Source organism: Leisingera aquimarina DSM 24565, from assembly GCF_000473165.1.
GTDB lineage: Bacteria > Pseudomonadota > Alphaproteobacteria > Rhodobacterales > Rhodobacteraceae > Leisingera > Leisingera aquimarina.
In genome coordinates this window covers 1,890,040-1,904,533 of the sequence record NZ_KI421504.1, presented here as the reverse complement: position 1 = coordinate 1,904,533, position 14,494 = coordinate 1,890,040, and the positions used below count along the sequence as shown (strand labels likewise).

General features: G+C 64.6%; 16 protein-coding genes, 1 other RNA gene and 1 riboswitch. Of the genes, 9 read left to right on the top strand and 8 right to left on the bottom strand.

The annotated features are described in order from the left end of the window. The first annotated feature begins 13 nt into the window (after nucleotides 1-13). Nucleotides 14-250, top strand: a complete 237-nt coding sequence (locus AQUI_RS0113470; RefSeq protein WP_027257974.1) for a putative hemolysin — start codon at nucleotides 14-16, stop codon at nucleotides 248-250. 82 nt (nucleotides 251-332) lie between these two features. Here the strand turns inward: AQUI_RS0113470 and AQUI_RS0113465 are convergent, their stop codons facing one another. Next, nucleotides 333-839, bottom strand: a complete 507-nt coding sequence (locus AQUI_RS0113465; RefSeq protein WP_027257973.1) for a c-type cytochrome — start codon at nucleotides 837-839, stop codon at nucleotides 333-335. A gap of 118 nt (nucleotides 840-957) precedes the next feature. On the opposite strand from AQUI_RS0113465, the gene AQUI_RS0113460 reads away from it, so the two are divergent. After that, the gene (locus tag AQUI_RS0113460) at nucleotides 958-1,791 is read left to right on the top strand and encodes a prephenate dehydratase (protein ID WP_027257972.1); all 834 of its coding nucleotides are present in this window, start codon (nucleotides 958-960) and stop codon (nucleotides 1,789-1,791) included. A 112-nt stretch (nucleotides 1,792-1,903) separates the two neighbouring features. Here the strand turns inward: AQUI_RS0113460 and ffs are convergent. Next, an RNA gene (gene ffs, locus AQUI_RS30020) (signal recognition particle sRNA small type) lies at nucleotides 1,904-2,002 on the bottom strand. Nucleotides 2,003-2,065: 63 nt separating this feature from the next. Next, nucleotides 2,066-3,925, bottom strand: a complete 1,860-nt coding sequence (locus AQUI_RS0113455; RefSeq protein WP_027257971.1) for a 5'-nucleotidase C-terminal domain-containing protein — start codon at nucleotides 3,923-3,925, stop codon at nucleotides 2,066-2,068. Between the two features lie 334 nt (nucleotides 3,926-4,259). Between AQUI_RS0113455 and nudC the strand changes: the two genes are divergently transcribed. Beyond that, entirely contained in the window at nucleotides 4,260-5,243 is a 984-nt protein-coding gene (gene nudC, locus AQUI_RS0113450; protein ID WP_027257970.1) for an NAD(+) diphosphatase, read from the top strand. Between the two features lie 57 nt (nucleotides 5,244-5,300). Further along, on the top strand, nucleotides 5,301-5,768 hold the full coding sequence (locus AQUI_RS0113445) for an SRPBCC family protein (protein ID WP_027257969.1): 468 nt from the start codon (nucleotides 5,301-5,303) through the stop codon (nucleotides 5,766-5,768). 22 nt (nucleotides 5,769-5,790) lie between these two features. Here AQUI_RS0113445 and AQUI_RS0113440 read toward each other — a convergent pair whose 3' ends face one another. Beyond that, entirely contained in the window at nucleotides 5,791-6,669 is an 879-nt protein-coding gene (locus tag AQUI_RS0113440; RefSeq protein WP_027257968.1) for an alpha/beta hydrolase family protein, read from the bottom strand. A 70-nt stretch (nucleotides 6,670-6,739) separates the two neighbouring features. Here AQUI_RS0113440 and AQUI_RS0113435 point away from each other — a divergent pair, with 70 nt between their 5' ends. Then, nucleotides 6,740-7,330 carry a TetR/AcrR family transcriptional regulator gene (locus tag AQUI_RS0113435; protein WP_027257967.1) on the top strand — a complete coding sequence of 197 codons (591 nt, stop codon included), beginning with the start codon at nucleotides 6,740-6,742 and terminating at the stop codon, nucleotides 7,328-7,330. An 18-nt stretch (nucleotides 7,331-7,348) separates the two neighbouring features. Further along, nucleotides 7,349-7,570: riboswitch (cobalamin riboswitch) on the top strand. Nucleotides 7,571-7,680: 110 nt separating this feature from the next. Further along, nucleotides 7,681-8,085: a hypothetical protein gene (locus AQUI_RS0113430; protein WP_051371898.1), complete on the top strand. Its 405-nt coding sequence runs from the start codon at nucleotides 7,681-7,683 to the stop codon at nucleotides 8,083-8,085. A gap of 79 nt (nucleotides 8,086-8,164) precedes the next feature. On the opposite strand, the gene AQUI_RS0113425 is transcribed toward AQUI_RS0113430, so the two are convergent. Continuing rightward, entirely contained in the window at nucleotides 8,165-8,695 is a 531-nt protein-coding gene (locus tag AQUI_RS0113425) for a protein-tyrosine phosphatase family protein (RefSeq protein WP_027257965.1), read from the bottom strand. Between the two features lie 193 nt (nucleotides 8,696-8,888). Here AQUI_RS0113425 and AQUI_RS0113420 point away from each other — a divergent pair, with 193 nt between their 5' ends. Then, complete coding sequence (locus AQUI_RS0113420) at nucleotides 8,889-10,697, top strand: DNA polymerase III subunit gamma/tau (RefSeq protein WP_027257964.1); 1,809 nt, start codon at nucleotides 8,889-8,891, stop codon at nucleotides 10,695-10,697. 256 nt (nucleotides 10,698-10,953) lie between these two features. Further along, complete coding sequence (locus tag AQUI_RS0113415) at nucleotides 10,954-11,298, top strand: YbaB/EbfC family nucleoid-associated protein (RefSeq protein ID WP_024088825.1); 345 nt, start codon at nucleotides 10,954-10,956, stop codon at nucleotides 11,296-11,298. Nucleotides 11,299-11,376: 78 nt separating this feature from the next. Here AQUI_RS0113415 and AQUI_RS0113410 read toward each other — a convergent pair whose 3' ends face one another. Beyond that, nucleotides 11,377-11,868, bottom strand: a complete 492-nt coding sequence (locus tag AQUI_RS0113410; RefSeq protein ID WP_027257963.1) for a GNAT family N-acetyltransferase — start codon at nucleotides 11,866-11,868, stop codon at nucleotides 11,377-11,379. A gap of 198 nt (nucleotides 11,869-12,066) precedes the next feature. Between AQUI_RS0113410 and recR the strand changes: the two genes are divergently transcribed. Continuing rightward, nucleotides 12,067-12,666, top strand: a complete 600-nt coding sequence (gene recR, locus AQUI_RS0113405; protein ID WP_027257962.1) for a recombination mediator RecR — start codon at nucleotides 12,067-12,069, stop codon at nucleotides 12,664-12,666. 103 nt (nucleotides 12,667-12,769) lie between these two features. Here the strand turns inward: recR and ltaE are convergent, their stop codons facing one another. Both ltaE and AQUI_RS0113395 read right to left on the bottom strand, forming a co-directional pair. Beyond that, the gene (gene ltaE, locus AQUI_RS0113400) at nucleotides 12,770-13,819 is read right to left on the bottom strand and encodes a low-specificity L-threonine aldolase (RefSeq protein WP_051371897.1); all 1,050 of its coding nucleotides are present in this window, start codon (nucleotides 13,817-13,819) and stop codon (nucleotides 12,770-12,772) included. Further along, nucleotides 13,816-14,493 (bottom strand): hypothetical protein, encoded by a 678-nt coding sequence (locus tag AQUI_RS0113395; protein WP_035920318.1) that lies wholly within the window; start codon nucleotides 14,491-14,493, stop codon nucleotides 13,816-13,818. The genes ltaE and AQUI_RS0113395 overlap by 4 nt, the downstream gene beginning before the upstream one ends. Nucleotide 14,494: the final 1 nt, after the last annotated feature.

Below are 14,494 nucleotides of genomic sequence, written 5' to 3'. Positions count from 1 at the left end.
CAGGAGTCAGCAGATGCCGAAAACCAGAATTCTCGCCGCCCTCGCAATGGCCGGAGCTGCCGCGCTCAGCGCCTGTGCCCAGCAGGAAGAGGAAGTGGTCTACAGCAGCCCGGAAGAGGCCTATTGCGTGCAGACCGGCGGCAGCTACGTGCTGCGCAGCGGCAAGGCCGGCACCATCGGCGTCTGCATCCTGCCCGACGGCACAGAGCGCGATGCGCTGGCCTATTACCGGGAAAACAATCCGGCCTGAGCCGGCATCACGCATGCGAACATCAAAAAGCCGCTGCAATTCGCAGCGGCTTTTCTTTGAATTGCCGGGACAGCGGTCCGGATCAGCCGTCCAGGCTGTCCAGATAGGCGATGAGGTTCACCCGGTCTTTTTGCTTTTTCAGGCCGGAGAACGACATGGTGGTGCCCGACGCATAGGCGGACGGCTTGGCCAGGAAGGCGTCCAGCGCCTCGGCGGTCCAGTCGCCGTCCAGGCCGGTCAGGGCGCCGGAATAGCCAAATCCCGGTGCGGCGGCGATTTCGCGGCCGACAACACCGTAGAGATACGGGCCGGTGGCATTTGCGCCATCTTCCAGCTTGTGGCAGGCGGAGCATTTCTTGAACACCTTGGCACCTTTGGCGGCGTCAGCGGAGGCCATCAGCTCTTCAAAGCTGACTTCCGGCTCGTCGCTGGCGGCATCTTCGGCGGTGGCAACTTCGATCACATAGGACGCCTCACCCTGGCTGTCCATGTGATACAGTGCTTCTGCGCCCCATTTGCCCAGAAGAAGAACCAGGAACGCGCCGCAAACGCCTGCGGTCGCTTTGGTGAGGGTCATCGTGTCAAACATGATCGCGTGTCCATTTAGCTGTCTGCGTGGGTGTCTAAGGCTTCCCCTTCAAAGTGGCAAGGTATAGACAGCGCGACGAAACGCCCAATTATTGAAGTTTTGCACGGGGAACACACCCATGAGCCGCAAAATCGCCATTCAGGGGGAGCTTGGCTCCTACAGCCACGAAGCCTGCCGCAGTGCCCGGCGTGATCTGGAGGTGCTGCCCTGCCGCACCTTCGAGGACGCCATTGCAGCGGTCAAAAGCGGCGAAGCCGAACAGGCGATGCTGCCGGTTGAGAACTCCACCTATGGCCGGGTGGCGGATATTCATAGACTGCTGCCGCACAGCGGGCTGCACATTATCGATGAGGCCTTTGTACGGGTGCATATCAATGTGCTGGGGGTGCCGGGAGCCATGCTGGAGGACATCCGCGAGGCCCGCTCGCATCTGGTGCTGCTGCCGCAGTGCGGAACATTCCTGCAGGAGCATGGCATCACCGGCCGGGTCAGCCCCGACAACGCCCGCGCGGCGCGGGATGTGGCAGAGGCCGGCAACAAGCACGTGGCGGCGCTGGCCAGCGAGCTGGCAGGTGAAATCTACGGGCTGGAGGTGCTGGCCCGCCACATCGAGGACAACGGCGACAACACCACCCGTTTTGTGATCATGTCACCGGAGCCGGACTACCGCCGCCGCGGTGCCCACTGCATGATCACCAGCTTTGTGTTCCAGGTCCGCAACATTCCGGCGGCGCTCTATAAGGCGATGGGTGGCTTTGCCACCAACGGCATCAACATGACCAAGCTGGAAAGCTATATGGTGGACGGCTCCTTCACCGCTACCCAGTTCTATGCGGATATCGAAGGCCACCCGGAAGATCCGAATGTGCAGCTGGCGATGGATGAGCTGAGCTATTTCACCACCAATGTGGAAATCCTCGGCGTTTACCCGGCCAACAACGGGCGGTTCTGAGCGGTTCTGAAAGGCGCCGGAATTCGGCGCGAATTCCGGCCAGGAAAAATCGATTTTTCCTGGCCGTTTTCCTCGTAGGAAAACGGCTGATCACATCGGCATTTGAAGATAAAAGTGAGAGGCTGGACATCGACCCAAGCGGGGCTCGTTGTGGCTGCTTCCTTCCGGACCTGACCAGGTTGGCGAGGCGCCTGCCCGCGCCAACCTCTCGAATCCCGATATAAGCGCCCCCGCCGGGATTGGCAAGTGCCCCGCTAACCCTGCCTTCGATGCTCTAAAGCTCCAGCTCCAACTCCAGAAAGCCGCCGCTGCTGCGGCCTCGCGGCTGAGCCAGCCCGGCAGGCAGTTCCTTCAGGTATCCGACGGCTCCCGGCCCGGTAACGGCAACCGCGCTGGTGCCGGGCATCGGCGCCAGCTGCCAGGGATAAGGTGCCTCTGCCAGCGGATCAGCGGGCAGCCGTCCGGCGATGTAATCGCGGATTGCCTGGCGGATCCGCATCGGAGGCAATGGCAGTTCTTTGGCCTCGCGCAGCATGCTGAAGCTGCCGCCGCCGCTGACCCGGTAGCTGTTGGCCGCAACCGCAAAACGCTGGGCAGGATCCACCGGCCGGCCGTTCCAGCACAGGTTGCGGATCCGCCGGGCGCTGGGATTGATCTGCACGCCCGCGGCCGAGAACCGCGGCGGCTGGGCAGGATCTATCTGATAACTCAGCCCGAAGATCACATCGAAATTATGCCCTGCCCGCTGCGGGTCGGCCAGCAGCTGCCCGGAGCTGCCCGGGGCGATCCGGCTGAACAACCCTGCCGACATTTCCAGCCAGTCCAAAAGCTGTGCACCGGTGACCTCGACCACCCGCAATTCGTTGGGGAAGACCTGCAGATCAGAAATATTGCGGGCACAAAGATCCCCGGCCGCAATGTCGGTATAAAAATGCGGTCCGGAGCGGCCGCCGAATTTGCACGGTGCAACAGCCGACAACAGCGGCAGGCCTTGTCTTCCGGCCCCCTCAAGCAAAGGCCGCACCGCAGCGGCCTGGGCACTGCCCACCAGTGCCAGGCCGCGATCAGGCGCGAAGAAAGTAAAGTACGAATGCATCGCCACCGAACTGTAGCCCGCGGGCTGGCGCATACGTTGCAAAGTGCGGGCGTGGTCTTCTGCCAGTGCCCCCGTAAAGCCAGGTTCCTCCGGCACCAGCAACTGGGCAGCGCCGGCCTCCCGGCACGGGGCCACCGGCTGCAGGCTAGCAGAGCCGCCGGCAGGATGCCAAGCTCCGCTGCGATGCTCCAGATCCAGCCTAAGAACACCCAGATGCGAGCCATGCGCACCGGGCATCACGACGGGCTTGTCAAAGGGGTGCGCGGGATCCGGCAGCGTCAGATGCGTGTGGCCGCCCACAACCGCATCGATCTCCGGGAGCCTCGCAAGCTGCACCAGTTCATTTTCGCCGCGGCCCGCCCCGCCCTTGCCGTCAATTCCGGTATGGGCCAGCGCCAGCACCAGATCACAGCCCTGCGCCTTCAGCCGCCTGGCTTGGGCCGCGGCGGTTTCAACGATGGCGCCTGCGGCCAGTTGCGCCTGCAGCGCCTTGCCGCACCAAATCAGGGTTTGCGGCGGCAGCACCGAAAACAGCCCGATCCGGACCGGCGGCAAACCGGGGCAGCCAGGCACCGCCCGCTCCAGCACCGCCGAGGGCACGAAGGGCAGCCGAAGATCAGGCTGCCGCGCCGTCAGGCTTGAGCACAGCACTGGACATGCCACGTCTTTCAGAACGCCTGCCAGCGCCTCCAGGCCGAAATCGAAGTCATGATTGCCAAGACCAACGGCATCATATTTCAAAAACCGGAATGCGCGCGCCAGAGGATGGGGGCCTTTGGCACCCGGTACGATGTCCCCCAGCGGCGCCCCCTGGAAGCCATCGCCATTGTCGACCAGCAGACAGGCCGCGCCCAATCGGTCAGCCTCTGCGCGCGCACGGGTGATCAAAGTGGCAGCCCGGGACAGGCCGATGGCCCCGCCGGGGCGATCGGCATAGTAGTCGTGGCTCAGCAGATTGCAGTGCAGGTCCGTAGTGGCCAGCACGTGCAATTGCCCGATTGTGGTCCGGGATTGCGAGACCCGCGCCCCGCTTGTCATGTCCGAAATTCCGCTGACACCGACTGCCGCTGCTCCTTTCGCACCATTCGGTGCCGTTCTTGTTTTGCGGCTATTTGAATCAGCGTTTTAACGATTTGCAAAGAACCCTTTTTGCTGCATTTGATTTTTTCCTGCTGCCGAGGCTGCAAAGGGGCAGGCGCACCCTATCCAGCAGTGAAAAGCCGCAATTCCCGCCCGGCAGGTGTGGCGGTGCAGTGACAGGCAAGCGCAGATCGATGCCGATTGCTGGCAACGCCTGCGGCACACTGCCATGGATGGCGCTATTCCATCCATGACACCCAATGAAACCGCAGCCAGCCAGAGGAGAGCCGCAATGAAACACGCAGAACAAGTGACATTCGGCGGCGGCGGGCTGGAGCGAGCGGCCCATCTGCGCACGGATACCGCAGCGTTGGAAGCGGCCTGGAACAGTGCGGAGGCCCAGGTGCTGCTGATGTGGCGCGGCAAGCCGCTGACCCGGCGCGGCGCGGCGGCGGATCTGCCTTGCGGGCTGGGCTGGACCGGTCCGGTGCATCCGCTGGCCGCTGATTGCAAGGATGCCGCACTGTTTCTTGGCCTGGCACCCGGCGGCGCGCCGTGCTTTGCCTGTGATATCAGCGGCTGGCAGCCCGAAGGCCTGGATCAGGAGGCGCTCAACAGTTTTGCCGATGCCAGCGAGCAGCAGCATCCGGACCTGCCCGCTTCCCATGCCTTTGCCGAGCTGCGCCGGGTGATGACCCGCCTCACGCCGCTGGAAGCGGAACTGGCCGCCACCGCCAAGGCGCTGCTGGCCTGGCACCGCAGCCATCAGTATTGCGCAGCTTGCGGCGCCCCCAGCGATTTGGCGCAGGCCGGCTGGCAGCGGATCTGCCCCGCCTGCAAGACACCGCATTTCCCGCGCACCGACCCGGTGGTGATCATGCTGATCACCCATGACGATGCTGTGCTGATGGGGCGCTCGCCCGGCTGGCCCGAGGGGATGTATTCGCTGCTCGCAGGTTTTGTCGAACCGGGTGAGACGCTGGAAGCAGCCGTGCGCCGCGAAACATTTGAAGAAACCGGTGTGCAGGTCGGGCCCGTCAGCTACCTGTCCAGCCAGCCCTGGGCCTTTCCGATGTCGCTGATGTTCGGCTGCGCAGGCGAGGCGCTGAGCACGGAGATCACCATCGACCCGGCTGAGATCGAAGACGCGCTGTGGGTCAGCCGCCAGGACATGATGACGGTCTTTGCCGGTGAACACCCGATCCTAAAGCCGTCACGTCAGGGGGCAATTGCGCATTTTCTACTCAAGAACTGGCTTGCGGACACCCTGGACTAAATCGCATATTGCCGAAAACGGCGCGCCGGCACGGCAGCGCAACCAAGGCAGGCGCGCATGGAATTTCAAAGCAAAGAAGATATCGAAGCCCCGATTGCCGACGTCTTTGGCGCGATCTCTGATTTCGGCCTGCTGGAGCGCTCGGCCCTGCGGCGCGGCATCGACGTGCAGCGGACCGGCGATACCGCCCACCCGGAAAACGGCCTGGCCTGGGATATCGGCTTTCGGTTTCGCGGCAAACAGCGCGACATCCGGCTGACGCTGGCGTCCTACACCCCGGTCACCGGGCTGGCGCTGACGGGCGGCGGCAGCGGCCTGGACGGCCAGCTGGAGGTTGAGCTGCTGGCGCTGTCGCCGCGGCGGACCCGGATGTCGGTGCAACTGAAACTGGCCCCCACCACCCTGACCGGCCGGCTGCTAGTGCAGTCGCTGAAACTGGCCCGCAGCAACCTCACCCGCCGGTTCAAGCTGCGGCTGGCCGACTATGCCCGGATCACCGAGGAACGGCTGAACCGCACCGCCTGACCCCAAGATTTGGCGGGGCGCGCTATTGCTGCGGCAGAAGCCGCGGCCACAGGGCTGCATTGGCGCGGGCAAAGGCGCCCAGGTGGCCGATTTTCTGCACACCAGCCTCCTGCGGTACCAGCACCGTCCGACGCTGCCTGCTGCCGCCAAAGACGTCTCCCAAACGCCAAACGGCCGCTGGCGGCACAACATCGTCATCCGCCATCGCAAACAGATCCACCGGCGCACCGGTATCTTCCCATTTGGGCAACGGCAAGGCCGAGCCGGTTTCCGGCAGGTAGCTGCCGGGCGTGGTGCACCAGCGCCGCCATTGCCAGTAAACCCCGGCGGGCAAATCGGCCCCGAACCCCACCGCGCGCCCGGGCAGATAGCCCAAGGCACGGACCAATGGCGGCACATGGCCGAACCAGAAAGCCAGCGCCAGCGCGCGGTAGGGCCAGGGATGATCGTGGTGATGCACCAAGCCGCCCGCAACCACGATCATGCGGGCGACGTCCTTCAGGCCATCCTGCAGGGGCATCAGCATTGCCCCCAGCGAGTGGCCGATAACCCACAACGGCACGCCCGCATAGTGCCGCTGCATTTCAACCCGGGCAGCTGGCTGATCTTCCAGCGCCCATTGGGCCATTGTCGCATCGGAATGGCGCGGATGCCTCTGCGCCGAGTCTCCGAAATCCCGGCAGTCATAGGTCAGGCAGGCCACCTGTTGCTCTGCTGCCAGCCAGCGCGCGAAATACCGGTAATAGCGCTGCGGCACGCCGGTTGCGCCATTCAGCACCACCGCCGCCCGCGCCTGCCCCGCCGGATGATACAGCCGCCCCGCAAGCATGTGGCCGCCCGAGGCGAACCGCAGGGCTTCCTCGCGGAAAACCGCGGTATGTTCTGCACTTTTGTCCAGCATGGCAGCCTCCTAGACCGATTGGTCCAGCCCACATCTGGACCAATCGGTCTAATGCTGTCAAGCTGCCGCCATGACTGACGTGACGACAGCTGAGACAGGCGGGACCAGCCCGCCGCCCACCCGCGAGCGGCTGATCCGCGCCGCTGCCCGCCTGTTCCGCAACAAGGGCTACAGCGGCACCGGGCTGGCGGAACTGCTGGCAGAGGCAGGGGCCCCCAAGGGCTCGCTTTATCACCATTTCCCAAACGGCAAATCCGACCTTGCGCTGGCCGCGGCGGATTGGGCGTCAGCGCAGATGCTGCTGCTGATAGAGGCGTCTTTCGCCCCGGCGCCAACCTTCCGGGATGGTGCCAAGACGGTCTGCTACAAACTGGCCAAGCTGTTTGACAAACAGGGTAAATGGAGCGGCTGCCCGGTTTCGGCTACCTTGTTCGAAGGGCCGGAGAACGAGGCGTTCCACCAGCACGCCGCGCATCTGTTCGAGGGCTGGATTACTGAAACCACCCGCCATGGCCAGCGCTTGGGCCTGGTAGAAAACGAAGCCCGCGCGGCGGCGGAGAATTTCTATATCCTGCTGCAGGGCGGCTGGCAGCTGGCGCGGGTGCGGCGGAATTCGGATGTGATCCGGGGGCTGTATTTGCAGATGCAGAAAAACAATTGACGACTCGGGCACCCAGCCGCTACGGCTTGTGTCGATGGTTCCCGAGCCACAGAATCTTGTGTCCGGGATGAAAAGGGAACACGGTGCGGCCTGCGCATAAACAGGCCAATTCCGCGGCTGCCCCCGCAACTGTAAGCGGCGAGCGACCCCGATAGAGCCACTGGCCCAACAAGAGGCCGGGAAGGATCGGGAGAGCGACGACCCGCAAGTCAGGAGACCTGCCATCAGACGTGTAACTCGAACCCGGGCGGGGTGTCCGGACAGGGTCTGATGGCTGCGGCGGCTGTGATCCGTCTTTCATCCGAACTCTTGTCCCCTAAACCCCCGCGCCACGCGCGGAGGGCGCAAATATGATGTGGACGGACCAGACGCATTTCTATGCGGCAACAGATTGCAAACATTTGGGGCGCCCCTGCCCCGCGGCGGAACGGATGATCACCAAACTGGCCGAGGCGATGACCAAGGCCAAACCGCTGACCCAGGAGGATTTCGAGATCACCGGCACCACCGCTCTGGACGGCTGCCCGCGCAGCTGCCCGGCGCAGTTTGCCGCCGGTCATGACCGGATCCGGCTGTATTGCGGCGTGGGTGAAGAGGCGCCGCGCGACGGGCTGGACCGCTTTGCCGATGCCATCCTCAGCCGTGACGGCACCGGTTTTGCCGCCTCCAAGCTGGACACCCGCCCCTGCGCGCTGATGGAAGCGCTGCCGAAAACCGCCGAGGCGCAGCAGACGGAGCATATGCTGGCGCTTTGAACTGAATACCTAAAGAATGCTGCCCGGCTTATCGCCGGGCAGTGCAGTATCTCGTTGTGTTGCGCCCCTGGTGGCCGCTCTACAGTGAACAGGCCCAGTCCATCTGCGCCTCGGTCTCCACGGCACAAGGCCGTACTGCCCGCAGCCGCGCCAGCGCCTGCGCCGGTGCTTCGCCGCATTCGATCATCAGCCGCAGCACCGCCATGCCGGAACGCCCGCAGCCGCCCTTGCAATGCACCAGCACCCGGCCGCCGCCTGCCAGCGCCTGCCGTGCGGACCGGCTGGCCGCCGCCCATTTCGCCGCCACAGTGGGCGGCGGCACCTGGAAATCCGGCACCGGCAGGTGCAGCCAGCGGCAAGCCATGCTTTGAAGATCAATCCCCAGCCGCGGCACGCCTGCGGCTGCGTGCTCTGCCTCCGTGGTCATCGAGATGACCAGCCCCGGCTTCCATTGATAGATCTGGATCAGGTCACCGCGGTAATCGCCGCCCGCCCCGGGCAGCGGGCATAGCGCCAGAATGCCGCCGCCTGCTGACAGCGCGTGGATAATAAGACCTGCCGGCGCTGCACCGTCCTGCGCCGCAGGTTCCGGGATGTCTTCAGATCGCATACCGCCTCCTTAGCCGCTGCGTTCCTGCCTTTCCCCCGCAGTCCCCTGCCTCCGCAGCCTAGCGGCTAAGCAGGCAATCCCAAAGCCCTTTTGCGGCCCTCGGCCGGCCCATCACCGGTGGACGAATGCAGCGCGCTTCAATACCCTGCGCGGAACGCGGACGCCCCGCATCCCGAATCCGGCACGAGACATCATGAACGATACCCCCAGCGGCACCCCCGGCGCATCCGGCCAATCCCAATACCAGGTTCTGGCCCGCAAATACCGGCCCGAAACCTTTGCCGATCTGGTGGGGCAGGACGCCATGGTGCGGACGCTGAAAAACGCCTTTGCCGCCGACCGCATCGCCCAGGCCTTTATCATGACCGGCATCCGCGGCACCGGTAAAACCACCACCGCGCGGATCATCGCAAAGGGCATGAACTGCATCGGCGCCGACGGCCAGGGCGGCCCCACCACCGACCCTTGCGGCACATGCGAGCATTGTACTGCGATCATGGAAGGCCGCCATGTCGACGTGATGGAAATGGACGCGGCCTCGCGCACTGGTGTGAACGACATCCGCGAGATTATCGATAGCGTGCAGTACCGCGCCGCTTCGGCCCGCTACAAGATCTACATCATCGACGAAGTCCACATGCTGTCGACCAGCGCCTTCAACGCGCTGTTGAAGACGCTGGAGGAGCCGCCCGCGCATGTGAAGTTCATCTTTGCCACCACCGAAATCCGCAAGGTGCCAGTGACGGTTCTGTCACGCTGCCAGCGGTTTGATCTGCGCCGGATTGAACCCGAAGTGATGATCGCTCTGCTGCAAAAGATTGCCGGCGCCGAAAATGCCCAGATCGCCGAGGACGCGCTGGCGCTGATCACCCGGGCCGCCGAAGGCTCGGCGCGGGATGCAACCTCGCTGCTGGATCAGGCGATTTCCCATGGCGCCGGCGAAACCTCTGCCGATCAGGTCCGCGCCATGCTGGGGCTGGCCGACCGGGGCCGGGTTCTGGATCTGATGGACATGATCCTGCGCGGAGATGCGGCGGCTGCACTGACTGAGCTGAGCGGCCAGTATGCTGAAGGCGCCGACCCGCTGGCGGTGCTGCGCGATCTGGCCGAGATCACCCATTGGGTTTCGGTGGTGAAGATCACGCCGGATGCGGCCGAGGACCCGACCGTCAGCCCGGATGAGCGCGCCCGCGGCCAGGCTATGGCCGGCAACCTGCCGATGCGGGTGCTCACCCGGATGTGGCAGATGCTGCTGAAAGCGCTGGAGGAAGTCGCCGCAGCACCAAACGCAATGATGGCCGCCGAGATGGCGGTGATCCGGCTCACCCATGTGGCCGATCTGCCCAGCCCGGAGGAGCTGATCCGCAAGCTGCAGGACACGCCCCCGCCGCCGTCCCCCGGCCCCGGCGGGCCAGGCGGCGGTGTGGCGATGCAGGGCATGGGCGGCCAGGCGCTCGGCGGCAGCGCGCCCGCTGGCGCCCAAGGCGGCCCCGCTGGCAGCGCGCCTGTAGCCCATGGCGGCGGCGGCACGGTGACAGCCCTGGCACCGCAGGTCAGCTCCGCGCTGGCCCGCTTTCCGACATTTGAGCATGTGATCGAACTGATCCGCACCAACCGCGACGTGAAACTGCTGGTCGAGGTCGAAGGCGGCGTGCGTTTGGTGTCCTACCAGCCAGGCCGCATCGAATTCACCCCGTCATCGCAGGCGCCGCGCGATCTGGCGGCCCGGCTCGGCTCGGCGCTGCAGAACTGGACCGGTGCGCGCTGGGTGGTCTCCATCGCACCCGACGGCGACGCAGCGACCATTGCCGAGGTCCGCGACGCGGCGGAAAACGCCCTGCGCGAAAAAGCCACCGCGCACCCCCTGGTGCAGGCAGTGCTGGAGAGCTTCCCCAAGGCGAAGATCACCCGCATCCGCACAGCTGAGGAACTGGCGGCGGAGGTCGCCGCCGAGGCTCTGCCCGAGGTGGAGGACGAATGGGATCCGTTTGAGGACGGGTAAGTACACGCAGAAGGCCGTGCTCGAGCCTGGGAGGGCAACCGCCAACTCTAATTTTGCCACCGCAGCCGCCCGGAAAGCTCCGGCGCTGCTGGTCGTAACCTTGCAATGCAATCTCCCGAGGAGGAGGGTCTGGCGCGGCCCGGCCTGCCGGCCGGGCAGAAGTGTGCTAAACTCTTGCGCCGAAGCAATCCTCCCCTTGTTTCACGCCCTCGCGACCCGTATCTGTGCCTCAAACCGGAATCTCAGGAGATGACAGATGCTCAAAGGCCTCGGCGGTCTTGGCGATATGGCCAAGATGATGAAATCGGCACAGGAACTGCAGGGCAAAATGGCCCAGATGCAGGAAGAGCTGCACAATGTGATGGTGACCGGCGAGGCCGGCGCCGGCCTGGTCAAGGCCACCGCGTCCGCCAAAGGCGACCTCAAAGGCCTGGACATCGATCCTTCAATCTTCAACGGCGACGACAAGGAAGTGGTCGAAGACCTGATCCTGGCCGCCATCAAGGACGCCCAGGCCAAGGCCGCGGAAAAGGCGCAGGAAGAGATGGCCAAGCTGACCGAAAGCATGGGCCTGCCGAAGGATATCAAGCTGCCGTTCTAAGCGCTGTCAGCTCTGCAAGTCAGAAGGCGGCCCGTCAGGAGCCGCCTTTTTCTTCGCGCCTCAGCTGCTTTTCCTGCCTCAGCACGTCTCCAGCCGGAACTTCAGAAAGCGCTGACCGCCGCACAGTGCCTCACCCGCCTGTACCGCGCCCAACCGCGCCAGCGGGCGCAGATGGCGCCGCTTCGGCGGCAGCAGGAAAGTCACATAAGGGATACGCGGATCGCTGCGGGCAAACTCCAGCGCCTGCCGCGCAAGGGCCGGACCAAGGCCAAAGCAACCGGGCCTCAGAACAAGCCCGAAATCCCACTCGCTCCCCTCTTTCTGAAACCCTCCCCAGCCGAGATAGCGGTCCTGCCGCACAAACGCCCAATGGCCCAGCCCGTCCTTGTGCCAGCATCTCTCCTTGGCGGCGACAAAGGCCCTTGCGGCCTCTTCGTCCCAGGCACCTGTCAGCAATGGCATGTGCTCTGCCATCCGCGGATCTGACATGTGGCGGGCAATCTCCAGCGGCGCGATCTCGGTCAGCCGGACGAAGCGTACTGAGTTTTGGGTTTTGCCCTGCCGTTCCATTGCCGCCCCTTTTCTTTCCCGCGCAAGATGTGCCCGCGCAGGATGTGCTGCTACAGATACGCCCTGCCGTCCGTCAGCTCAATTGCCCATACCCTGGCAGTTGCCGCTGCAAAACAAACCCCGAACATTTTGCTGCCCTGCCCTTGCGCTTTCCTGCTGCAATCAGCCTATATAGCACGGCACACAAAGGCCCGAGCCATGATCAGAAACTCCACCAGCGATATCGAAGACCTGATTGCCCTGATGGCCAAGCTGCCGGGGCTGGGGCCGCGGTCTGCCCGCCGCGCAGTGCTGCATCTGATCCGCAAGCGGGCGCTGCTGCTGACGCCCCTGGCCGATGTGATGACCGAGGTCGCCGCAACCGCGCGCGAGTGCCTCAACTGCGGCAATATCGGCACCAGCGAGATCTGCCCGCTTTGCACCGACCCCGAGCGCGCCAATGGCGAGCTGTGCGTGGTTGAGGATGTCGCCGACCTCTGGGCTATGGAACGGGCGGCGGTGTTCAAGGGCCGCTACCATGTGCTGGGCGGCACCCTGTCGGCGCTGGATGCGGTGGGTCCGGAAGATCTGCGCATTCCCCGGCTCGTGGACCGGGTGGCAACCGAAAGTGTCAGCGAGGTGATCCTGGCGCTGAACGCCACCATCGACGGCCAGACAACTGCCCATTACATCGCCGACCAGCTGCAGGGGCAGGTCAGGCTCACCTCGCTGGCACAGGGCGTGCCGATCGGCGGCGAGCTGGACTATCTGGATGACGGCACCATTTCTGCGGCGCTCAGGGCGCGGAAGGACATCTGACGGCGCATCCGGGCGCATAAAATTCTTCGAAGAATTTTGGCCGGAAAATTCGAATTTTCCGGGACCGCGCCCGCCACGGGCAGGCGCGGCCTGCCTCTGCATGTCAGCCGTAGAAGCTTTTCAGCCCCTGGACCGCGCGGTCCAAAGCATCGTCACCGACGTCCTTGTGCAGCACCATGCGGATCGCGCCGGAACTGCCGCCGCCAATCACCACACCCTCTGCTGCCAGATGCCTGCGCAATTCATCATTGCACCCGTCCTCCGGTGTGAAGAACACCATATTTGTGGCCTGGCTCACCTCGCCCGTCCCCAGGCTGTGCAGCACCCCGGCCAACTCCGCGGCCCGCGCGTGATCCTCCGCCAGCCGCGCCACGTTATGCTCCAGCGCATAAAGCCCAGCCGCGGCCAGCACCCCGGCCTGCCGCATGCCGCCGCCCAGCATCTTGCGCCAGCGCCGCGCCTTGGCAATCAGATCCCCCGGCCCTGCAAGAACGGACCCCGCTGACGCTCCCAGCCCTTTGGACAAGCAGATTGAGACGCTGTCCGCCAGACCGGCCAGATCCATTTCGGAGCACCCCAGCGCCGTGGTTGCATTGAAGAACCGCGCGCCATCCAGATGCACCGACAGCCCGGCATCCCGCCCGGCCTGCGCTGCTGCCGCCATATCGGTCAGCGGCACCGCCAGTCCGTTATGGGTGTTCTCCAGCGACAGCAACCGGCTGACCGCCAGATGGCTGTCATCCTCCTTAACGGCCCCGGCAATCGCCGCAGGATCCAGCGCGCCATCCCTCCGCACCGGCACCGGACACAGCGCAATGCCGCCCAGAACCGAGGCGCCGGCAGCCTCATAGGCATAGATGTGATAATCCGCGCCCACGATGATCTCCTCGCCGCGCTGGCAATAGGCCAGCAGACCGGCGAGGTTGCTCATCGTGCCGGTCGGCAGGAACAGCGCGGCCTCCTTGCCCAGCCGCTCTGCCAGAACCGCTTCCAACCTGTTTACCTGCGGGTCTTCGCCATAGACATCATCGCCCAGCTCCGCTGTCTGGATCGCCCGCATCATGCCCGCATCGGGCCGCGTCACCGTATCGCTGCGCAGGTCGCATTGGGCGGCATTGCTGCCTGCGCCTGCAAGCCCTGAGTATTGGCTCATTCCGTCACCTGATCATAGGCCAGCGCCGCCACGACATGAACGCGCCGGGTTTCTCCGCCGTTCAATGCGGTGTGGTAACCGCGGGTGTCGGTGAAATAGACCGAACCATCCGCGGGCAAATGCGTGACGTGATGATTCACGATAAACAATGAGCCGGGGTTGGAGACCACCGGAATATGCAGCCGCGGCTCCGGATCCCGGTGCCAGGAGTTGCAATTGTACAGCCCCTTGGACAGCACCCGGGTGCGCCCGATCGGGAAACGCTTGGACAGTTCTTTATGCACATGCTCGAAATAGGTGCCTGCGAACTTCGGATTGAATTCTGAAAAGTCCACCTCCGGCACAAGATCCTCGCGCGGTTCTTCGACATAGCGGCCGTCGGCGCGCAGCCAGTAGCGGCCCGACAGGTCATTGGCAGTCCATTCGGTCTGACCCGGCCGCTGGGTCAGCGGCAGCGCGGCAAAGCCCTGGTCCTGCAAGCCGCCCATGAAGGCCTCGCGCTTCAGGCACTCCTCCAGCGCCTCCTGCAGCGCTTCGATGTCGAATTTCAGCTCCAGCCGCTGGATGCCTGGCCCGGGCACAAACTCTGCAACCCTGGCTGAATCCGGCATGCTGCCCATGGCCTGGACAACAGCCTGCACATCGGCGTCGTTGATTTGCGGTTCAAAACTCATG